Source organism: Allosaccharopolyspora coralli (assembly GCF_009664835.1).
GTDB classification, from domain to species: domain Bacteria; phylum Actinomycetota; class Actinomycetes; order Mycobacteriales; family Pseudonocardiaceae; genus Allosaccharopolyspora; species Allosaccharopolyspora coralli.
In genome coordinates, this window is the sequence record NZ_CP045929.1 from 3,690,814 (window position 1) to 3,711,961 (window position 21,148).

The window sequence follows — 21,148 nt, forward strand, 5'->3', positions numbered from 1 at the left end:
TCACCGCTCAGACTTCGAGCAGCTCGGATTCTTTGTGCTTGACCAACTCGTCGATCTGACTCACGTACCGGTGGGTGACGTTCTCCAGCTCCTTCTCGCCGCGCATGCCGTCGTCCTCGCCGACCTCTCCATCCTTGATGAGACGGTCGATCTCCTCCTTGGCCTTGCGCCGGATCCCGCGCACGGAGATCCGGGCCTCCTCGCCCTTCTGCTTGGCGAGCTTGACCATCTCCTTGCGCCGCTCCTCGGTCATCTGCGGGATCGCCACCCGGATCAGGTTGCCGTCGTCGGAGGGGTTCACACCCAGGTCCGAGTCCCGGATCGCCTTCTCCATGGCCTGCAGCTGGCTCGCGTCGTACGGCTTGATCACGACCAGCCGGGCTTCCGGCACGTTGATACTGGCGAGCTGATTGAGCGGGGTCGGCGAACCGTAGTAGTCGACGACGATGTTGGAGAACATCGCCGGGTTCGCGCGGCCGGTGCGGACCGTGGCCAGCTCGTCCTTGGCCACGCCCACCGCCTTCTGCATCTTCTCCTCGCCGTCGAGGAGAGTCTCGTCGATCACGGCTGCTCCTTCACAGATGCCGACCACTGGACATTGCACGGCCGCCGACGCGCAGCGACCCACGACACGATCAGGATCTCAGCAGGCTCATACTCGGCTTGCGGCCGGGGTGCTCACCAGCGTCCCGATCCGTTCACCACGCACCGCCCGCGCGATGTTTCCCTCTTCCAAGAGGTTGAACACGAGCATCGGCATGTGGTTGTCCATGCACAAGCTGAACGCCGTCGCGTCGGCCACCTTCAAGCCGCGCTCCAGGACTTCACGGTGCGTGATGCTCGGGAACAGCTCGGCTCCCGGCGTCGTCTTCGGGTCCGCCGTGTACACACCGTTGACGCCCTTGGCCATGAGCACCACCTCGGCCCCGATCTCCAGCGCACGCTGGGCGGCGGTGGTGTCGGTGGAGAAGTACGGCATGCCGACTCCCGCGCCGAAGATCACGACCCGCCCCTTCTCCAGGTGCCGGATCGCACGCCGCGGGATGTAGGGCTCGGCGACCTGCCCCATCTCGATGGCCGTCTGCACCCGGGTCTCGATGTCGTGCTCACGTTCGAGGAAGTCCTGCAGCGCGAGGCAGTTCATCACCGTGCCCAGCATGCCCATGTAGTCACCGCGCGAACGCTCCAGGCCGCGTTGCTGCAGTTCGGCGCCCCGGAAGAAGTTTCCGCCACCGATGACCACAGAGACTTCCACGCCGCCGGCGACGACATCGGCGAGTTGTTCGGCGACCGCGCCGACCACGTCCGGGTCGACCCCGACGGCACCGCCGCCGAACATCTCACCGCCCAACTTCAGCAGCACCCGGCTGTAGCCGTCGATCGCGTCCGCTGTCGGCACGCCGTCGTGGGTCACAGGTTCCTCCTGAAATCCGTGCGGACATCCGCCCTACCGCGTCCCGGTGGGGCGCGATGCCGGTCTTCCGGCTTCGTCGATCGACGCGGACGGGGCCCCGGTCGCCGAGACGACCGTTCGTCACAGTGTCGGGTATGCGGTCGCCTACCCCGTGTGCGGGCGGCCCGCGCACCGTCCCACACGTTCCCGCACGGACCGCGTCCGCCCGAGAAAGCGCCCCGCCTCCGGTAGCGAAGGCGGGGCGCACTGTCGACACTCGTCGGTGGGCCGTGTGACCGCGACCCGGAAACAGGATGGCCCGCGGCAGGGACTCCTGCCACCCGACATGCCGCGAGGATCAGGCCTGGCCGACCTCGAAACGCGTGAAGCTGGTGAGCGTGACACCGGCCGCGTCGAGACGGGCCTTCACGGTCTGCTTGTTGTCCTGCACCGACGGCTGGTCGAGCAGGCAGTTGTCCTTGTAGAAGCCGTTGAGGCGACCCTCGATGATCTTCGGCAGCGCCTGCTCCGGCTTGCCCTCTTCCTTCGCGGTCTCCTCGGCGATGCGGCGCTCGTTGGCGACGATGTCCTCCGGGACCTCGCTGCGGTCGAGGTAGGTCGGCTTGAGCGCGGCGACCTGCATGGCCGCGCCGCGAGCGGCCTCGTCGTCCGCACCGCTGTACTGCACGAGCACGCCGACCGCGGGCGGCAGGCCCGCGGCACGACGGTGCAGATAGGTCGCGACGGTTCCGTCGAACGCCGCCACCCGGCGCAGCTCCAGTTTCTCGCCGATCTTGGCGGACAGCTCGTGGATGGCGTCGCTGACGGTCTTACCGTCCAGCTCGGCCGCCAGCGTGCTCTCGACGTCGGTCGCGCCCGCGGCCTTGGCCGCCGTGACGACCGCGTTGGCGAGTGCGACGAACTCGTCGTTCTTCGCGACGAAGTCGGTCTCGCTGTTCAGCTCGATCATCACGCCGGAATCGGCGGCGACGAGCCCCTCGGCTGTGGAGCGCTCGGCACGCTTGCCGACGTCCTTCGCACCCTTGATACGCAGGTTCTCCACGGCTTTGTCGAAGTCGCCGTCGTTGGCCTCGAGCGCCTTCTTGCAGTCCATCATGCCGGCGCCGGTCAGCTCGCGAAGCCGCTTGACGTCGGCCGCAGTGTAGTTCGCCATCGTGCGTGGTCCGTCCTTGTCCGGAATGTCGCAGTCGGTCCGTCCCCACGCGGGGACGGTGGTCGGGTGAACCGCCTCGCGCCCGCCGTGGCGGGCGCGAGGCGTCGGATCAGGACTGCGCGGGCTGCTCGCCAGCCTGCGCCGTCGCCGCGTCGGACCCGGCCAGCAGGTCCTTCTCCCACTCGGCCAGCGGCTCCTCGCCACCGGTGGCCTCCGGCTTCTCCTCGCCCTCGACGGCACCGTTGGACCGGCCGCCGCGCGACATGAGGCCGTCGGCGACACCGTCGGCGACCACGCGGGTCAACAGCGCGGCAGAGCGGATCGCGTCGTCGTTACCCGGGATCGGGTAGTCGACCTCGTCCGGATCGCAGTTGGTGTCCAGGATCGCCACGACCGGGATGCCCAGCTTGCGGGCCTCGCCGACGGCGATGTGCTCCTTCTTGGTGTCCACGATCCACACGGCGCTGGGCACCTTGGACATGTCGCGGATACCACCGAGGGTCTTCTCGAGCTTGTCCTTCTCGCGGGTCAGCATCAAGATCTCCTTCTTGGTGCGCCCCGCGAAGCCGCCGGTCTGCTCCATCGTCTCGAGTTCCTTGAGACGCTGCAGACGGCGGTGGACGGTCTGGAAGTTGGTGAGCATGCCGCCCAGCCAACGCTGGTTCACGAACGGCATACCGACGCGCTGGGCCTGCTCGGCGATCGCTTCCTGCGCCTGCTTCTTGGTGCCGACGAACATGATCGTGCCGCCGTGCGCCACGGTCTGCTTGATGAAGTCGTAGGCCCCGTCGATGTAGGACAGGGTCTGCTGCAGGTCGATGATGTAGATGCCGTTGCGCTCGGTGAAGATGTAGCGCTTCATCTTCGGGTTCCAGCGCCGGGTCTGATGCCCGAAATGCACGCCGCTGTCGAGCAGCTGCTTCATGGTGACGACGGCCATGGCCTGTTTCGCACCTCGTCGTGTCGGGCGTGCCGCCGCAGCGACACGCGGGTTTCGGTTCTCGCGGACGCCCGGGTGGGGCCCGCCCTGGTGCCTGGCCGGTTCTCCCACCGGGATCCGTGACCGGACCCGGACCTCGGGAGCACCGCGTCCCTCGCCCTCACGGCAGCGATCCTGGCTCACCGCTACTCGGAGAACGTCACCTGAAGCCGCACACTGCGGGACGGTGATGTCGGGGCGACGCGCAGGCACGCGAAGTCGGCTCGTGCTCGCACGAAACCGCAGACCTAGTGTACTGGACCGCGGAACCGTCCGAGACCACGGCCGGTTGTCCACAGCTCGCCGGGTTGTCCACAGATTCACGATCGTGTTCTGGCCGGGCAGCACCGGGCCCGAACACCGTGGACGGATGCCATCCCCGATCAGTTTCCCGACCCGGCCTACCCGGGCGATCAACCGCCTTCTGCGACGGACCGTTCTCCTGATGACGCTGGTCACGGCACTACTGGGCGGACAGGCGCTGGTCGCCGCCTCGGCCCCGCCCGCACACGGCCCCTCCACGCGCGCCGAATCCCGGTACGACTGGCCATTGCATCCGCGGCCCGAAGTCGTCCGTGGGTACGAGGCGCCGTCGACGCCCTACGGGCCGGGTCATCGGGGGGTCGACCTCGCTGGCTCCCTCGGCCAACCCGTACTCGCCGCCGGTGACGGACTGGTGCTGTTCGCCGCTCCGCTCGCCGGGCGTCCCGTCGTCTCCATCGAGCACCCGGGTGGTCTGCGCACCACCTACGAGCCCGTCACCGCGACCGTCGAGGTGGGCGACCTCGTGCGGCGCGGCGAGTCGATCGGGGTGCTGACAGGCGGTCACCCCGAGTGCGCGGTACCGGAGCCGGGCGCGTGCCTGCACTGGGGCGCCCGCAGACGACTGGACTACACCGACCCGCTACGCCTGGTCGGGCCGTCGCCGGTGCGACTGCTGCCGTGGACCGAACCGCCCGACGCCGCGTTCACGTCGCCTGTTCGGTGAGTTTCGTCCGAAGCCGCAGCACAGCCCGGGTGTGCAACTGACACACCCGGGACTCGGTCACCCCGAGGACCTTGCCGATCTCGGCGAGGGTCAGGTTCTCGAAGTAGTACAGCGTGACCACCACGCGGTCGCGGTCGCTGAGCCGTTCCACGGCTTCGGCGAGCTGTCGTCTGCTGTCCCGGTCGACCAGTGCCGCCACCGGGTCCTCCGCCCGATCGTCGGGCAGTGTCTCGGCCAGCGACGCGGTGCCCCGGCCCGCGCCGATCAGATCGTCCAGGGCGACGACACTGGTCATGTTGAGCTGCGCGAGCAGGTCGCGCAGGTCTTCCTGGTTCATCTCGAGTTCGTCGGCCAGCTCGCAGTCGGTGGCCGTGCGCTGCAGCTTCGCCTCGAGTCGTTCCAGCGCCCGCTCGACGTCCCTGGCGCGGCTGCGCACCGAACGCGGCACCCAGTCCTGCGCGCGGAGGTCGTCGAGGATCGCGCCACGGATTCGTTGCATCGCGTACGTCTCGAACTTCAGACCCCGTTCGGGCTCGAACTTCTCGATCGCGTCCACCAGGCCGAAGATCCCCGACTGGATGAGATCGGAGATCTCCACGTGCGCGGGCAGGCCCGTCCCGACCCGGCCGGCGACGTACTTGACCAGTGGCGCGTAGTGCAGGACCAGTCGATCGCGTAGCTCCTGCTCCCGCGTGCTGCCGAACGCCTGCCACAGCGCGACGATCCCCGCCTCGACCTCGTCGGCACTGCGTGGGTCCGGTTCCCGCTGACCATCCTCGACGGCGAGGCTCGCGAGCCCCGCCTGGCCGCTCGGTGTGTCGCTGCCCGCGTCCTGATCGTCAGCGGCCTGGGCACCCCTGAGCCGATCACCAGCGGTCCGCTGACCGCCCCGGTCACCACGCGCCTGATCACCACTGTCCCGATGGCCGTCGGTCGAGGTACGAGCGCCGCGACGCACGTGGGCGCCCGGCCTCGCGGTCGCCGCACGGGCGCCGCCCCCGGCGTCGTCAGGTACGGGGGTGGGTTCGGTCATGGATCGCCTTCAGCCGTTCGACGGTGACGTGGGTGTAGAGCTGGGTCGTCGCGAGCGTAGCGTGACCGAGCAACTCCTGAACGCTACGGAGGTCGGCTCCCCCCTCGAGCAGATGGGTGGCGGCCGAGTGCCGTAAGCCGTGCGGGCCGGTGTCCGCGGCCCCCTCGACGGCGCCGATCGCATCGTGCACAACGCGGCGTACCGCACGCGGATCGAGGCGCCCGCCCCGCTTCCCCAGGAACAACGCCGGCCCGGACCGGGCGGTGAGCAACGCTGGCCGACCGGACGACAGCCAGCGCCCGAGCGCCCGAGCGCCGGGCGCGCCGAAGGGCACGGCGCGTTCCTTGTCACCCTTGCCGACGACGCGGACCAGCCGGTGATCGTCGTCGATGTCATCGAGGTCGAGGCCGCAGAGCTCAGAGACCCGGAGCCCGGTCGCGTACAGCATCTCGAGCACGGCGTGATCGCGCAGTGCCACCGGGTCGGCTTCCTCGGTTGCGGACTCCGAGCAGCTCATTACGGAGGCCGCCTGCTCCACACGGAGCACGGTGGGCAGCGTCCGAGGTTTCGACGGCGCCGCCAGTCGCGGTCCCGGGTCCACCGTCAGCAACTCGTGCCGCGTCGCCCAGGCTGTGAACGTCCGCGCGGCGGCGGCCCGCCTGGCCAGAGTTGTCCGTCCCGCACCTACCTCGTGCATCCGGGCGAGCCAATCCCGAAGCACCCCGAGGTCCAGCCTGCCGAGCGAACTCGCCCCACGACGCCCGTGGAGGTGGTCGAGCAACGAGACCACATCGCCGACATAGGCACGAACGGTGTGCGTCGACAGCCCTCGTTCGACGGACAGATGACGCTCGAAGCGATCGACCGCCGCGCCCAGTTCCTCGGGCAGACAGCGGCGTGCGGCGCGCAGGTCCGGCCGTTCGGGGCGGTCGGTTCGGGGCATGCCCCGACGTTGCTCCTCGCGCAGTGGCGAGGTCAAGACCGCTCACTGCTGCCGCAGGCGGAGCGGCCTCCGTCTGCGCGAGGTTCGTAGAGAGGCCGCGCAGCAAGGCACGATCAGGAGACACGGGACCACCCTTCATCCCCGCGGCGCGCGAGTCCTGCGAACTCGAGCTCCGGCAGCACCGCGCGAACCTTGCCCGGCGGCAGTCCGGTCGACACGGCCAGCTGCTCCGCACTCGCTCCGTCCCACAACGCCTCGTGCACCCGTCGCGCGTACGAGCCGACCTCGTCTGTGACACGTTTCGGTGAACCTTGTTCCGGCGGAGCCGAGCCCATCGGGTTGATCAACTCCAGGACGTCGTCCGGCCTTGTCACCAGGACCGCCTTGCCTGACCGGATCATCGCGTGACACCCGACGGAGGACGCCGACGTGACCGGGCCCGGGGCGGCCATGACCGGACGTCCCAACGATTCCGCCGTCGACGCCGTGTTCCCGGCACCACTACGGGCGCCTGCCTCGACAACGACCGTTCCCGCGCCCGCACCGGCGATGAGGCGGTTGCGGACGAGGAACCTGTGTTTACGGGGCATCGTGGCCGGTGGGTACTCGCTGAGGACGAGACCGCGTTCGGCGACCGTGGCCAAGAGCCGGGCGTGGCCTGCGGGGTAGTCGACGTCCGCCCCGGATGCCACGAACGCGACCGTCACCCCGTGGGCCTCGTCGGTACCGGATCCGCGCGCCGCGAGTGCGCCTCGATGAGCGGCACCATCGATGCCGTACGCCGCCCCGGACACGACCGTCACCCCCGCCGAGACGAGCCCGTGGGCCCACTCGGCGGACACATGTTCGCCGTATCCGGACGCCGCCCTGGCACCCACGATCGCGCACGAACGGTCGAGCGCGCGCGCCAGCGACCTGCTTCCCCGAGTCCACAGCGCGAGCGGCGGTGCGACCCCGGCCAGTCCGATCGCGGTGGCCTCCTCGAAGCATCCGAACCGCTCGGTCGGCCAGTCGCCCGCGTGCTCCGGCGTAAGCAGGCGGAGACCCGCTCGTCGTGCCGACTCGAGCAACGCGGAACCGGACACCTCGCCCCGCCGAGCCTGCACCTCGTCCTCGACGTCCCGCGGAACATCGCCCGCGACGACCCGGGCGGCGGCCTCCACCGGACCGTGTGCGGACACGAATCCGCAGACAGCGGGCGCCGGTGGTTCCGCAACTGCCGACAGATACGCGCGAGCCACGAGCACCTCCTCGTCAGGCGTCGTCATGCGGACCTCCGATCACGGAATTCGAGCGCCGCCGCGACGTGATCCGCCCCCGGACGAGGTCTCCGATCCAGGTCGGCGAGCGTCCAGGCCACTCGCAGACACCGATCCGCACCACGAGCGGTCACCGCGCCCACCTCGACACCACGGTCCAGCAACGCGGTCGCCTCGGCCGGAAGGGCGAACTGCCGCCGCAGCACCGGCCCTGGCACATCGGCATTGGTCTGCCAGCCGAAGTCCGACCAGCGCTCGATCGCCGTTGCACGCGCATGCGCCACCCGCTCCCGAACGATCTCGCTCGATTCCGGCTCGGTCCCCGGCAGCATCGTCATCGACGTGATCGGGCGCATCCGCACCCGCAGATCCACTCGGTCGACCAACGGTCCGGACAGCTTGCCCAGATAGCGTCGGCGGGCCTGCGGCGCGCAATGACAGTCGACGTCACGCACCGGCGCGCACGGGCAGGGATTCGTCGCCAGAACGAGTTGGAACCGCGCCGGATACCGCAACGTTCCGTCCCTGCGGGACAGCCGTATCTCCCCCTCTTCCAAGGCCGTGCGCAACGCTTCGAGGCGTTTCGCGCCGAACTCACATGCCTCGTCCAACAGCAGGATGCCCCGGTGAGCGGTGCTGACCGCCCCGGGCCTGGCGAGTCCGGCACCACCCCCGAGCAAACCCGGCAGCGAGGTCGAGTGATGGGGAGCGACGAACGGGGGTTCGGCGATGAGCGGTGACCCGGTGGGCAGCAACCCACCGATGGAGTGGATCGACGTGACCTCCAGGGACTCCTGCCGCGTCAACGGCGGCAGGAGACCCGCGAGGCGGCGAGCCAGCATCGTCTTGCCCGTGCCCGGCGGACCCGTCATCAGCAGGTGGTGACCACCGGCGGCCGCAACCTCCAGCGCCCATCGGGCTTCCGGCTGTCCCAACACCTCGGACAGGTCGGGGCGCCGCAAGGCATCGTCGACGTCCCCCGAATCGGGCACGTCCGGATCGGCGTCGAGCTCGCCGACTCCCCGTAGCCAGGCGATCACGTCAGCGAGAGACTCCGCGCCGAAGGTCTCGATGCCCTCCACGAGCCGCGCCTCGGCGAGCGACTCAACCGGAACCACCGCCCGCGTCATGCCCTCCCGCACGGCGGCGACGAGCCCGGGGAGCACGCCTCGCACCGGCCGGATGCGACCGTCCAACGCGAGCTCACCGAGCAGGACCGTGCCGTCCAACCGCTCAGGAGGAACCTGTTCGGCTCCCGCGAGAACGGCGCAGGCCAACGCCACGTCGTACGAGGTCCCGGTCTTCGGGAGCGCAGCAGGCGACAGCGCGAGCGTCACGCACCGTTGCGGCCAGTCCTCACCGCAGTTCTGCACCGCCGAGCGCACCCGGTTCTTCGATTCCTGCAACGCCGCGTCCGGCAACCCCAGCAGATGCAGGTTCGGGATCCCCCCTTTCCGGACGTCGGCCTCGATCTCGACCACGACACCGTCCACACCGAACAGTGCCACCGCCCAGGTCCGGTGCAACGCCATCAGAACGCGCCCTCGACGAGTTCCAACCGCGCCGCACCGTTCGGGGGCCACAACACCGACGCCACGTCGAATCTCACCCGCACTCCGGTGAGCTGATACCGGCCGAGCCATTCCTTCGCGAGCGCACGCAGCCGCTGTTGTTTGGCCGAGTCCACGGCGTGCACCGGCGATCCGTAATCGTTGCCGGCGCGGGCCTTCACTTCGCAGAAGGCGAGGACGTCGCCGTCGGTGGCCACGATGTCGATCTCGCCGAGCGGACACCGCCAGTTGCGGCACAACACGACCAGACCGAGTCGTTCGAGATGCTCGGCGACGAGCCGCTCCGCCTCGCGGCCGAGAGCATGCCGCCCGCTCGTGTCGTCGTCGAGGAGTTCGCCCGGCATCGGCTCTCGACCGGTCGCGTGTCGTTCCCCCATGTATCTCACTCCGTTCAGCGCAGCAGGGCATGGCTCCACGCTGCCCGGAACGCGGCGTCATTCCCAGGCCACATCGGCAATCTGTGGACAACTAGATCCTCTGTGGACAACTGGGGCAGTCCGACGTCCGACACGCCGATACGGCTGCAGGGAAAACAAGGGCACGCGGAGGAATTCTCGACTACTCATCCGGATGCGTTCACCCGCTCGGGAACAACTGCGTCGGACACCACGGACAGCAAAGAGGGCGGCCGACGCCGTGCGTCGACCGCCCTTTCTGCTCACGGGGCTCAGGAACCGAACGGTCCCTCGTCCGGTAATCGGAGATCGGGCTTGTCCAACTCCTCCACGTTCACGTCCTTGAAGGTGATCACCCGGACGTTCTTGACGAACCGCGTCGGGCGGTACATGTCCCACACCCACGCGTCCGACATCGAGACCTCGAAGTACACCTCGGCATCGGAGTTTCGCACCTGGACGTCCACCCCGTTCGCGAGGTAGAAGCGCCGCTCGGTCTCCACCACGTACGTGAACTGCCCCACGATGTCGCGGTACTCCTTGTAGAGCTGCAGCTCCATCTCGGTCTCGTACTTCTCGAGATCCTCGGCGCTCATCGGCGTGCAAGCCCTTCCGCTTCACTGGTCGGACAGAATCGTCCCGTCCTGGAACTCACCCTCATCCTCGGACCCATCATTGTCCACCACTGCCGCCTCGGAAGCATCGAACAATCCGGGTTTGCTGGTCACCTCGCGCGGTGAACGCATCCGGTGCTCCTGGGCAGCCGAAACCACGTTCGCGTAGGACCAGCGGTGGTGCTCGCTCGGCCCGCACGAGGACAGTGCCGCCCCATGACTCCGTGTGCAGTACCCCTTGTGCTCGTCGAACCGGTACTGCGGCATCCGTTCGTGCAAGTCGAGCATGATCCTGTCGCGGGTCACCTTCGCCAGTACCGAGGCCGCCGACACGCACGCGGCGACCAGGTCGCCTTTCACCACGGCCACGCTCGGTGCGGGCAGGCCGGCCACCCGGAAACCATCCGTCAACACGTAGCCCGGCTCGCAGCCGAGCAGCGCCACCGCGCGCCGCATACCCTCCAGGTTGGCGACGTGGACGCCCAGCGCGTCGACTTCCTCCGCAGGCACCACGACCGTCGACCACGTCCGGGCACGACGGACGATGACTTCGTAGAGACGGTCGCGCTCGGTCGCACCCAGCACCTTCGAATCGGTCAGGCCGTCGAAACGCTTCGAGTCCGAAGGTCGCAACACACACGCGGCCACGACGAGCGGCCCCGCGCACGCGCCGCGGCCCGCCTCGTCGACTCCCGCGACGGGCCCCAGACCTCGACGATCCAGTGCGCTCTGCAGGGCCCAACTCCCCGTGCTGCGCCGGATCACCGTCCTTGGTGGCACGGTGTCCGCCAACCGTACGGCTGTGGTCAGAATTGCTCCCGGGAACGTCGGTCCACCACCAGCGTCCGCAGCTTACGTCCCGTCCACACGACCGGGAAAGCGGCAGCGAGGCCGACTCCGAGCGGCGCCCCCGACTGCCAGGCCGGGGCCCCGAGCGCGACCGCCTGCGGATCCGGTTCCGGAATGCTCTGCCACCGCGTCGGCGGCAGGACGATGACCTGAGCCTTGCCGATCACGTTGTCCACCGGGACGGCGCCGTTCTCACCGCCGCCACCTTGGTAGCGCGAGTCCGCGGAGTCGTTCCGGTTGTCCCCCATGACCCACAGATGCCCGTCCGGCACCGTGACCGGTTCGAACTCCTTCTGCTCGGTGCCGCGCCCCTGCTCGTAGAACAAATAGGCGTCCTCGTTCAACGGGTTGCCGTCCACCAGGACCCGATTCTCGGAGTCGCAGCACTCCACGGTCTGCCCACCGGTGGCGATCACCCGCTTGACGAAGTCCTTCTCGTCCGGGGCGCCCATCCCGATCAGCGAGGCCGCCCCCTGGAAGAACTGGGCGACCGGATTCGTCGGCTCGGGAGAGTCGAAGTCGTTCTGGCCCCAGCTGTCCGGGCCGCGGAAGACCACCACGTCGCCCGGCTGCGGGTCGGTGAAGTGATAACTCACCTTGTCGACGAGCACCCGGTCGTTGCTGCAGCCGGGGCACCCGTGCAGGGTCTGCTCCATCGACTGCGACGGGATGACGTACACCCGCGCAAGGAACGCCTGGATCAACACCGTCAGCACGAGCGCGGTGACGATGAGGATCGGGAGCTCGCGCCAGAACGAGCCCTTCTTCTTGCTCTTCCGTCCCCGCTCCTGTTGCGCGCCCGCGGCGCGTTCACCCTCGGGGGGTTCGTCGTCGTATCCACCGGAGCGCACCACGTCAGCCACGCGGCCAGGCTACTGGAACGGCTGATCCCGTCCTCGGGCTCCCCCGGCACGTCGGCCGCCTCGCAGCCGGTGGTTGACCGCGTGACGAGGGCTTTCTCGCGACCACGCACCGACGAGCCCGCGCCGCCGCCGGGCGCAGTCAGCGGGTTCACCCGAAAGAGCCGGACGATTCTCCGCACAGCAAAGGACCCGGGGCCGAAACCCCGGGTCCTCCGCGATGTGTCGTACGAGATCAGGAAGCGGCGGGCTCGCGCTTCTCCTTGATCTTCGCGGCCTTGCCCCGCAGCTCACGCAGGTAGTACAGCTTCGCTCGCCGCACCTCGCCGCGCGTGGCGACCTCGATCTTGGCGATGTTCGGGCTGTGCACCGGGAAGGTGCGCTCCACGCCGACACCGAAGGAGATCTTGCGGACGGTGAAGGTCTCCCGGAGGCCACCGCCCTGCCTGCGGATGACCACACCCTGGAAGACCTGGTTCCGCTCACGCGAACCCTCGATGACGCGGACGTGGACCTTCAGCGTGTCGCCAGGCCGGAAGGCGGGGATGTCGGAACGCAGCGACTGGGCGTCCAGAGCGTCCAGGGTGTTCATCGGTGGTCCGTCCTCATCCGTGTCGTTGATCCCCCGCGCGGTCGCTCGCCGGTCTACCGTCACGAGCCGGTCACCGCTGGTCTCGGGGTGAGCTTTCATGCGCGCCGGAGGTCCCGGCTGCAGCAACCTGTCCAGTGTGCCAGACGGGGTTCCCGTCCGTTCAACCGGGCCCACCAGCGACGGAACCGGGCGTCAGAGGGCATTTGGGAACTGGCTTGTGTGCCCGTAGGGCACGGTCATGCGTGCCCAGCCTCGGCAGGGTGAGGAGCTCCGTCGTTCCAGTTCGTGCCTCGCAAGGCTGGGGTTCTCGCCGCGTACGTGTGGTACTCAAGAGGACCCCAACGCCGCGAGGCGCGAACTGGGGCGGCGGTACCAGACCACCTCCCCAAGTTCCCAAATGCGCTCTCAGGACGTCCCCGGCCCACCTTGGGGCCGCTCTGCGCCCGCCTGCTCGCCGAGGGCATCCAGCGCCTCCCGATCCTTGCGGTCCAGCGCACCCTCGGGCAGAGCATCGAGAAGCTCCGGACGACGACGCCACGTGCGTTCCAGCGCCTTGTCCCGGCGCCAGCGCGCGATCGCCCCGTGGTTGCCGGAACGCAGCACATCGGGAACGGGTCGGCCCCGCCACACCTCCGGGCGCGTGTAGCTCGGCCCCTCCAGCAGGCCGTCCGAGAAAGAGTCCTGCTGAGCCGAGGCCGGATTGCCGAGCACCCCCGGCAACAACCGCACCACGGACTCCACCATCGCGAGTACCGCCACCTCGCCGCCGACCAGCACGTAATCACCGATCGAGACCTCGTCGACCGGCATTCGCTCCGACGCCTCGTCGACAACCCGCTGGTCGATGCCTTCGTAACGACCACAGGCGAAGACCAGCCACGGCTCACGCGACCACTCGTGCGCGAGATCCTGGGTGAACGGGCGGCCGGCGGGAGTCGGCACGACCAGCCGGGGGGAAGTCTCGGCCGCCGGCGGGCACACCGCATCGAGTGCCTCGCCCCACACGTCCGGCTTCATGACCATACCCGGCCCACCGCCGTACGGACTGTCGTCGACCGTCTTGTGCACGTCATGGGTCCAGGTCCGTAGATCGTGCACGCCGACGGAGATCCGTTCCCGCTCGACGGCCTTGCCGAGCAGTGCCTCACGCAGCGGGTTGAGGTAGTCGGGGAAGATCGTGATCACGTCGATGCGCATCGCATCCCCTTCGTTGCTCGGGACTGGTGCCCGGCCGACGACCGCCGGCCTCGGAGTGCAATCGCGCCGCGAGGCACGAACTCGGGCGGCGTACCGGACCACCCAACCCCGTTCCAAACTGCCGTCTCAGAGGTCTTCGAGCAGTCCTTCTGGTGGGTCGACGACGACCCGGCCGGCCGCGAGGTCGACCTCGGGAACGATCTCCGACACGAACGGCACGAGCCGTTCCGCACCTGCGAGATCGCGCACCGACAACAGCTCACCGGCCGGAGTGTGCAGGACTTCCTCGACCTCGCCCACGTCCGAGCCCGACGTCAGCACGACCCGGAGCCCGACGAGTTGATGATCGTGGAACTCTTCCGGGTCTTCGAGGTCCTCGAGCTCGTCGGACGAGACCGTCAGCAGAGCACCACGCAGTTCCTCGGCGGCCTCGCGGCCCTCGACCTCCTCCGCGAACACCAGCAGCCGCCCGGCGTGCGGCCGGACGGCTGCCAGGACGAGCCTGCCGCGGTCGTGACCGCGGCGCTGCACGCCCAAGACCGCGCCCGGGACGAACCGCTGCTCCGGACTGTCGGTACGGACCTCGACCACCAGCTCGCCGCGCACACCGTGCGACTTGACGATGCGGCCGACAACCAGCGTTGACGCTTCCCGGTTGGTCATGGGCGCAGGTCAGCGGTCGGTGTCGACCACGTCCACCCGGATCCCGCGCCCCCCGATACCGGACATCACGTTCCGCAGCGCAGTCGCCGTACGACCGCCGCGACCGATGACCTTGCCGAGATCGTCGGGATGCACGTGCACCTCGAGGGTGCGCCCGCGCCGGGTAGTGATGAGCTGCACGCGGACATCGTCGGGGTTGTCGACGATGCCGCGCACGAGATGCTCGAGCGAGTCCGCGACGACCGTCACGCCTCGGCGTCCTCGGACTTCTCCGCCGTGTCGGCGCCCTTGTCCTCGGCGGCCTTGTCGTCACTGTCGGCCTCGGCCTTGTCGGCCTTCTTGCCGCCCTTCTTCTTCGGCGTGGTCGCCTCGGTGGTCGGCTCCTCGCCCGCGGCAGCCAGAGCGGCCTCGAACAGCTCCTGCTTGGACGGCTTGGCTTCGGGGGTCTTCAGCTTGCCCTCGGCGCCGGGCAGGTTCTTGTACTTCTGCCAGTCGCCGGTAGCCCTGAGGATGCCCGCCACCGGCTCGGTCGGCTGCGCGCCGACACTCAGCCAGTACTGCACTCGCTCCGAGTCGACCTCGATGTGACTCGGCTGCTGCTTGGGGTGGTACTGCCCCACGGTCTCGATGACGCGCCCGTTCCGGCGGGTCCGGGCGTCGGCGACGACGATGCGGTAGTGCGGCGCACGAATCTTACCGATTCGCGCCAGCTTGATCTTGACAGCCACGGGTGGAGGTGCTCCTCAGACTCTCGTTCGTGCTTCGGGTGAGCCCACCCGGCGGTGTGGGGCAACGCGCCGGTGAACTCGGACGTCAGGGTCGCGCGGCGGTGAGAGGGACCGCTCGCAGCGAACAGTTCATCATTGTGCCAGACGGCACGGCAGTCGATTGTGCCAGAGCCCGCCGCGCACGACCGCACCTGGGTTCACCCGGCGGGAAGCAGCCCGAGGGAGAGCAGCAACAGCCCCAACGCGGGCAGAAAGTTGTTCACCTGGTGCGCGATCACCGCGGCGGTGAGCCGCCCGGTAATCAGTCTCGCCACGCCGATCGGAATCGCGATGACCAGTAACAACACGGTTCTCTCGGGCTCGAAGTGGCCGATGGCGAACGCGGCGGTGCTGAGCACGAACACGGTGAACCTGCTCCACCGAAGCCGCTCCATGGCCCCCCACAGCAACCCGCGGTACATCAGCTCCTCGCAGACGGGTGCCACCAGCCACACGTGGAAGAACAGCAGCACCGCGAGCGCCGGCGGAATGTTCACGCCCGCGAGCAGGCTGCCGACCGCCGAGTTCGCGTCCTCCCCGACCCACCGGGTCCACAGGGCGGTGGCGAACACGGTGACGAACAACCCCGCACCCCCGACGAGCAGCCCGGTCCGGATGTCGGAGCGCTGCCAGCGCAGCCCGAAATCGGCCACCGGACCCTGGCCACGGACCAACGTGATCACGACCGCGGTGATCCCGGCGAGCAGCGTGGGAAGGATCAGAACGAGCGCCAACGCGATCCCCGCCGTGCTGCCTGCGCCACCGATGTCGCCGAACGACGCGGCCAGTACGACCGAGGCGCCGAGGAAAACCGCCTCCGCGAGGAAGAACGCTCCGAACCCCCAGCGGTGGGTTCGGGTCACCGCCGTCGACGAGGCGGGCACACCGTCCTGCTCGACCGGCTCGGAGAAGTGCGGTGCGTTCACAGGCGCCTCCGTGGGCCGGGCGGGAACGTTCAGCGGCACGTCACCGCCCAACGGGTCGCCAGGTTACCCGCGCGATCGTCTCCGCGTGGCTGATCGGCAACGTGAGGACCGAACGGGTCAGGCCACCACCGCGCCAGACCCGACGGCATCACGCCACGACGCTGCCCCGGAGCACGATCCGCCGTGGGTGCCGCAACGCGGCGAGGTCCTTGCGCGGATCCTCGTCGTAGCAGACGACGTCCGCGACCGCGCCGTGTGCGAGCGCGGAGTAGCCCAGCCACTCCCGGGCCGACCAACTCGCCGCGCCCAGCGCCTGCTCGGCGGACATGCCCACGCGGTGCAGCGCGGCGACTTCACGGACGAGAGAGCCGTGCTCGATACCGCCTCCGGCGTCGGTGCCCGCGTACACCCGCACACCGGCCTCGACGGCCTTCGCGACCGTCGCGTCGCCGCGCTCGTACAGATCCGTCATGTGTGCGGCATAGTCCGGATACTTCGACGCCGAAGCCGCGAACGAGGGAAAGTTCTCGATATTGATCAGAGTCGGGACGAGCGCGGTCCCCTGCCGCGCCATCTGCTCCACGGTCTCGTCGGTGAGCCCGGTTCCGTGCTCGATGCAGTCGATCCCGGCGTCGAGCAGCCCGGGGATCGCGTTCTCGGCGAAGACGTGCGCGGTGACCCGCGCACCGTGCTCGTGTGCCGTCGCGATCGCCCGGCGCAGCACGTCGTCACTCCACAGCGGAGCGAGATCGCCCACGGACCGGTCGATCCAGTCGCCGACCAGCTTCACCCACCCGTCACCGTAGGCAGCCTGCTCGGCGACCTTGGCGGGCAGGTCGTTCTCGTCCTCGACGTCGTCGGCCAGGTACGGGATGTAGCGCTTCGGGCGCGCGAGGTGCCTGCCCGCACGAACGATCCGCGGCAGGTCGGCGCGCTCCTGCAACGGCCGCGTGTCGATCGGCGCGCCGCAGTCCCGGACGAGCAGCGTGCCCGCGTCCCGGTCGGTCTCGGCCTGCGCGACGGCCTCCGCGAGCTCGACCGGGCCCTTCGGGCCGATCCCGACATGGCAATGTGCGTCGACGAGACCGGGCACCAGATACCCGCCCTCGAAGACGGTGGTGGCATCCGGAACGGGGTCCAGGCTGATCACACCGTTGTGTACCCAGAGGTCGCGATGCTCACCGTCCGGCAGCGTGACGCCGCTGAGGTGCGCCGGTGTCGAGCTCATCGCGCCCGCTCACTTCTTTTTCTTCTTGTTCCCGCCGAAGTCCAGTTTCGACGGGTCGAACCCGGACGGCAGGTCGTTGAGACCGCCCTGCAGCTGTGACAGATCCGGCTGGCCGGCACCGCCACCACCGCCCCCACCGACACCGCCGGGGGGCAGGCCGGGAAGGCCACCGGGCATTCCGCCCTTCATGCCCTTCGGCGGCGTCGGGCCCTTGTTCTTGCCCTTCTTGCCCTTCTTCCCCTTCTTGCCCTTACGGGTGCCGCCACCGCCGCCGAAACCGCCGAACTGCCCGGCCATCTGCTGCATCATCTTCCGGGCCTCGAAGAACCGGTTCACCAGATCGTTGATGTCACTGATCTTGACACCGGAACCGTTGGCGATGCGCTGGCGACGCGACGCGTTGATGATCTTGGGGTCGTCGCGCTCGGCGGGGGTCATGCCCCGGATGATCGCCTGGACCCGGTCGAGGTGCGTCTCGTCGAAGTTCGCGAGCTGATCCTTCATCTGGCCCGCACCCGGCAACATCCCGAGCAGGTTCTGCAGCGGGCCCATCCGGCGCACCGCGAGCATCTGCTCCAGGAAGTCCTCCAGCGTGAGCTGCCCCTGCCCCAGTTTCGCGGCGGCCTGCTCGGCCTGCTCCTGGTCGAAGGCCTGCTCGGCCTGCTCGATGAGCGTGAGCATGTCGCCCATGCCGAGGATCCGGCTGGCCATGCGGTCCGGGTGGAAGACGTCGAAGTCCTCCACCTTCTCGCCGTTCGAGGCGAACAGGATCGGCTGCCCGGTGACCTCCCGGACCGACAGCGCCGCACCACCCCGCGCGTCGCCGTCGAGCTTGGTGAGCACCACACCGGAGAAGCCGACACCGTCGCGGAACGCCTCGGCGGTGCTCACCGCGTCCTGACCGATCATGGCGTCGACGACGAAGAGGGTCTCGTCGGGCGTGACCGCGTCCCGGATGTCGGCGGCCTGCTTCATCATCTCCTCGTCCACACCGAGCCGGCCCGCGGTGTCGACGAGGACGATGTCGTGCTGGGCGCGGCGGGCTTCCTCGATGCTGCGGCGTGCCACGTCCACCGGGTCGCCGACACCGTTGCCCGGCTCCGGCGCGTAGACCGGAACGCTGGCGCGTTCGCCGACGACCTGCAGCTGGGTGACCGCGTTCGGGCGTTGGAGGTCGCAGGCGACCAGCATCGGGGTGTGGCCCTGCTGGGCGAACCAGCGGGCGAGCTTGCCCGCCAGCGTCGTCTTACCGGAGCCCTGCAGCCCGGCGAGCAGGATCACCGTCGGCGGATTCTTGGCGTACTCCAGCCGGCGTGTCTCGCCACCGAGGATGTTGACGAGCTCCTCGTTGACGATCTTGATGACCTGCTGGGCCGGGTTGAGCGCCTGCGAGACCTCGGCGCCCTTGGCGCGTTCCTTGACCCCGGAGATGAAGCTGCGCACCACGGGCAGCGCGACGTCGGCCTCGAGCAGGGCGATGCGGATCTCCCGCGCGGTGGCGTCGATGTCGGCGTCGGACAGCTTGCCCTTGCCGCGCAGGTTCTTCAGGACCGATGTGAGCCGGTCGGAGAGGGTGTCGAACACGGGTTCTCGGGCTCCAGAGTCGTCGGAGTGGCTGGGTACCCCACCGCGTCGGGCGGATGCGAGGCCTCAGTGGCTCACCAGTATCCCGTGGCCACCGTGCCGGTCGCGAACACCTCCGGTGTTCCGGTACCCCCTGCGAGGGTAACCGCCGCGCCGTTCACCCCGGCGCGGGTGCGGATGGGTGGCAAATTCGCGCGAATTTGCCACCCCGCGATCCACAGGGTGCGGAGTTGTCCACAGGGGGTTCGTCGAGAGGCTGGGTCGGAGTCAGTCGCGGCGGCGTTGCCCGGCGACCGGGCGAGCACCCTTGTTGCGGAACGAACGGCCCCCGTCGCGCTTGGGACCACGCGAGCCGCGCCCGCCACCACGGCTGACCTCGCCGTCGGACTGGGTGATCCGCAACCCGCGACCGGCCACCTGCGTCTTGCGCAACTTGCGCAGCAGGTCCTCGGGCATGTCCGCGGGCAACTCGACGAGCGTGTGCTCGGCCCGGATGTCGATGTTGCCGATGTTGCGACTGGCCAGCCCGCCTTCGTTGACGAGTGCGCCGACCAGCGCGCTGGGGGTCACCCGATTCCGGCGGCCGACCTCGACGCGGAACACGCTACGGCGGCCGCTGGCGGACTCGAAGGCCGCGACGTCGTCACGCTGCTTGCGCTTGTCGGCGGCCGGCTCCGGCTCCAGCAGCAGCGGCCGGTCTCCCTGAGCCATCCGGGCCAGCGCGGCTGCGATCTCCAGTGCGGGCACGTCGTGGGACTGCTCGTAGTCGCGGACCAGGTCCTGGAAGGTCTCGAGGCCACCCGCGCTCAGCGTCTCGGTGATCGTCTGCGCGAACTTCTGCAGCCGCTGGTCGTTGACCGCCTCGATCGTCGGCAACTCCATCTGTGCGATGGACTGACGGGTGGCCTTCTCGATGGAGCGCAGCATGTGCCGCTCACGCGGCGAGACGAACAGGATCGCCTCACCACTGCGTCCCGCGCGGCCGGTGCGGCCGATGCGGTGCACGTAGGACTCGCTGTCGTGCGGGATGTCGTAGTTGAGCACGTGCGAGATGCGTTCCACGTCGAGCCCCCGCGCCGCCACGTCGGTCGCGACGAGGATGTCGAGCCTTCCTTCACGCAGGTGCCCGATCGTCCGCTCCCGCTGTGCCTGCGCGATGTCGCCGTTGATGGCGGCGGCACTGAACCCGCGGGCCTGGAGCTTCTCGGCGATCTCCTCGGTGGCCTGCTTGGTCCGCACGAACACGATCATCGCGTCGAACGGTTCGACCTCGAGGATGCGGGTGATCGCGTCCAGCTTGTTCGGTCCGCGGACAGGGATGTGGCGCTGGTTGATGTTGGTGGCGGTGCTGGTCTTCGTCTTGACCGAGATCTCCACCGGTTCCCGCAGGTAGGACTGGCTGATCTTGCGGATCGCCGGCGGCATGGTGGCCGAGAACAGCGCGACCTGCCGCTGGTCGGGAACGGACTGCAGGATGCGCTCGACGTCGTCGATGAACCCCATCCGCAGCATCTCGTCGGCTTCGTCGAGCACCAGCATCCGCAGTTCGGACAGGTCCAGCGACCCCTTATCCAGGTGGTCGATGAGCCGGCCGGGGGTGCCGACGACGACCTGCACACCGCGTTTGAGACCGGCCAACTGCGGCCCGTAGCTCTGGCCGCCGTAGATCGGCAGCACGTGGAAACCCGGCAGGTGCGCGGCGTACTTCTGGAACGCCTCGGCGACCTGGATCGCCAGTTCACGGGTCGGGGCCAGCACCAGAGCCTGCGGCTTCTTCGCCGACATGTCGAGGTGGGACAGGATCGGCAAGGCGAACGCGGCAGTCTTGCCGGTGCCCGTCTGCGCGAGCCCCATGACGTCCCGGCCCTCCATCAACGGCGGGATCGTCTGCTCCTGGATGGGCGAGGGCGTTTCGTAGCCGATCTCGGTGATGGAGCTCAGGACACGGTCGTCGAGCGCGAGTTCGTGGAACGTGGGCATGGTGAGTGCGTCGTCTCCTCATCGGTCCGCGAGAGGCTGAAGATGCGCGGCCGGTCCTGTCCGCGACGCTCTCCGGCACGTCCTCGACGGCCGACGTCGTCCCGCCGATGGGGCATCGGCGCGGGAGTGGGCGGTTCAGGTCCTTCTCACGCG

The 21,148-nt window shown here is 69.0% G+C and carries 22 protein-coding genes; 1 reads left to right on the top strand and 21 read right to left on the bottom strand.

Features of this window, described 5'->3' with window-relative positions; genetic code table 11:
• Positions 1-7: 7 nt before the first annotated feature.
• From frr to rpsB, 4 genes are all read right to left on the bottom strand, one after another.
• On the bottom strand, positions 8-565 hold the full coding sequence (frr, locus tag GIY23_RS17190; protein WP_154077601.1) for a ribosome recycling factor: 558 nt from the start codon (positions 563-565) through the stop codon (positions 8-10).
• Between the two features lie 87 nt (positions 566-652).
• Positions 653-1,399, bottom strand: coding sequence for a UMP kinase (gene pyrH, locus GIY23_RS17195; protein WP_407646878.1), 747 nt, complete (start codon positions 1,397-1,399; stop codon positions 653-655).
• 352 nt (positions 1,400-1,751) lie between these two features.
• A complete protein-coding gene (tsf, locus tag GIY23_RS17200; RefSeq protein WP_154077602.1) occupies positions 1,752-2,567 on the bottom strand; it encodes a translation elongation factor Ts in 816 nt (271 codons plus the stop codon).
• Between the two features lie 109 nt (positions 2,568-2,676).
• Positions 2,677-3,507: a 30S ribosomal protein S2 gene (gene rpsB, locus GIY23_RS17205; protein WP_154077603.1), complete on the bottom strand. Its 831-nt coding sequence runs from the start codon at positions 3,505-3,507 to the stop codon at positions 2,677-2,679.
• 484 nt (positions 3,508-3,991) lie between these two features.
• Here rpsB and GIY23_RS17210 point away from each other — a divergent pair, with 484 nt between their 5' ends.
• Positions 3,992-4,534 carry a M23 family metallopeptidase gene (locus GIY23_RS17210; RefSeq protein WP_228717348.1) on the top strand — a complete coding sequence of 181 codons (543 nt, stop codon included), beginning with the start codon at positions 3,992-3,994 and terminating at the stop codon, positions 4,532-4,534.
• On the opposite strand, the gene GIY23_RS17215 is transcribed toward GIY23_RS17210, so the two are convergent.
• The 17 genes from GIY23_RS17215 to GIY23_RS17295 all read right to left on the bottom strand — a co-directional run bounded on the left by GIY23_RS17215 (position 4,515) and on the right by GIY23_RS17295 (position 20,995).
• Positions 4,515-5,567, bottom strand: coding sequence for a FliA/WhiG family RNA polymerase sigma factor (locus tag GIY23_RS17215; protein ID WP_154077605.1), 1,053 nt, complete (start codon positions 5,565-5,567; stop codon positions 4,515-4,517). The genes GIY23_RS17210 and GIY23_RS17215 overlap by 20 nt on opposite strands.
• On the bottom strand, positions 5,542-6,510 hold the full coding sequence (locus tag GIY23_RS17220; protein WP_154077606.1) for a tyrosine recombinase XerC: 969 nt from the start codon (positions 6,508-6,510) through the stop codon (positions 5,542-5,544). Before GIY23_RS17220 ends, GIY23_RS17215 begins: the two co-directional genes overlap by 26 nt.
• 113 nt (positions 6,511-6,623) lie before the next feature.
• Positions 6,624-7,778 carry a DNA-processing protein DprA gene (locus tag GIY23_RS17225; protein WP_154077607.1) on the bottom strand — a complete coding sequence of 385 codons (1,155 nt, stop codon included), beginning with the start codon at positions 7,776-7,778 and terminating at the stop codon, positions 6,624-6,626.
• Positions 7,775-9,301: a YifB family Mg chelatase-like AAA ATPase gene (locus tag GIY23_RS17230; protein ID WP_154077608.1), complete on the bottom strand. Its 1,527-nt coding sequence runs from the start codon at positions 9,299-9,301 to the stop codon at positions 7,775-7,777. Before GIY23_RS17230 ends, GIY23_RS17225 begins: the two co-directional genes overlap by 4 nt.
• Positions 9,301-9,717 carry a YraN family protein gene (locus GIY23_RS17235; protein ID WP_228717349.1) on the bottom strand — a complete coding sequence of 139 codons (417 nt, stop codon included), beginning with the start codon at positions 9,715-9,717 and terminating at the stop codon, positions 9,301-9,303. Before GIY23_RS17235 ends, GIY23_RS17230 begins: the two co-directional genes overlap by 1 nt.
• A 290-nt stretch (positions 9,718-10,007) precedes the next feature.
• Positions 10,008-10,331, bottom strand: a complete 324-nt coding sequence (locus tag GIY23_RS17240) for a DUF2469 domain-containing protein (RefSeq protein WP_154077609.1) — start codon at positions 10,329-10,331, stop codon at positions 10,008-10,010.
• 21 nt (positions 10,332-10,352) lie between these two features.
• On the bottom strand, positions 10,353-11,129 hold the full coding sequence (locus GIY23_RS17245) for a ribonuclease HII (protein WP_228717350.1): 777 nt from the start codon (positions 11,127-11,129) through the stop codon (positions 10,353-10,355).
• 26 nt (positions 11,130-11,155) lie between these two features.
• Positions 11,156-12,061, bottom strand: a complete 906-nt coding sequence (lepB, locus tag GIY23_RS17250; RefSeq protein ID WP_154077611.1) for a signal peptidase I — start codon at positions 12,059-12,061, stop codon at positions 11,156-11,158.
• Between the two features lie 232 nt (positions 12,062-12,293).
• Entirely contained in the window at positions 12,294-12,650 is a 357-nt protein-coding gene (gene rplS, locus GIY23_RS17255) for a 50S ribosomal protein L19 (RefSeq protein ID WP_154077612.1), read from the bottom strand.
• A gap of 405 nt (positions 12,651-13,055) precedes the next feature.
• Complete coding sequence (trmD, locus tag GIY23_RS17260; RefSeq protein ID WP_154077613.1) at positions 13,056-13,847, bottom strand: tRNA (guanosine(37)-N1)-methyltransferase TrmD; 792 nt, start codon at positions 13,845-13,847, stop codon at positions 13,056-13,058.
• 126 nt (positions 13,848-13,973) lie between these two features.
• The gene (rimM, locus tag GIY23_RS17265) at positions 13,974-14,510 is read right to left on the bottom strand and encodes a ribosome maturation factor RimM (RefSeq protein ID WP_154077614.1); all 537 of its coding nucleotides are present in this window, start codon (positions 14,508-14,510) and stop codon (positions 13,974-13,976) included.
• 9 nt (positions 14,511-14,519) lie between these two features.
• The gene (locus GIY23_RS17270; protein WP_154077615.1) at positions 14,520-14,759 is read right to left on the bottom strand and encodes an RNA-binding protein; all 240 of its coding nucleotides are present in this window, start codon (positions 14,757-14,759) and stop codon (positions 14,520-14,522) included.
• Entirely contained in the window at positions 14,756-15,238 is a 483-nt protein-coding gene (gene rpsP, locus GIY23_RS17275; protein WP_154077616.1) for a 30S ribosomal protein S16, read from the bottom strand. The genes GIY23_RS17270 and rpsP overlap by 4 nt, the downstream gene beginning before the upstream one ends.
• Before the next feature lie 197 nt (positions 15,239-15,435).
• Complete coding sequence (locus GIY23_RS17280; RefSeq protein WP_154077617.1) at positions 15,436-16,203, bottom strand: CPBP family intramembrane glutamic endopeptidase; 768 nt, start codon at positions 16,201-16,203, stop codon at positions 15,436-15,438.
• Positions 16,204-16,351: 148 nt separating this feature from the next.
• Positions 16,352-17,431 (bottom strand): metal-dependent hydrolase family protein, encoded by a 1,080-nt coding sequence (locus GIY23_RS17285; RefSeq protein WP_154077618.1) that lies wholly within the window; start codon positions 17,429-17,431, stop codon positions 16,352-16,354.
• Positions 17,432-17,440: 9 nt separating this feature from the next.
• On the bottom strand, positions 17,441-19,015 hold the full coding sequence (gene ffh / locus GIY23_RS17290) for a signal recognition particle protein (protein WP_154077619.1): 1,575 nt from the start codon (positions 19,013-19,015) through the stop codon (positions 17,441-17,443).
• A gap of 267 nt (positions 19,016-19,282) precedes the next feature.
• Positions 19,283-20,995 (bottom strand): DEAD/DEAH box helicase, encoded by a 1,713-nt coding sequence (locus GIY23_RS17295; RefSeq protein WP_154077620.1) that lies wholly within the window; start codon positions 20,993-20,995, stop codon positions 19,283-19,285.
• Positions 20,996-21,148: the final 153 nt, after the last annotated feature.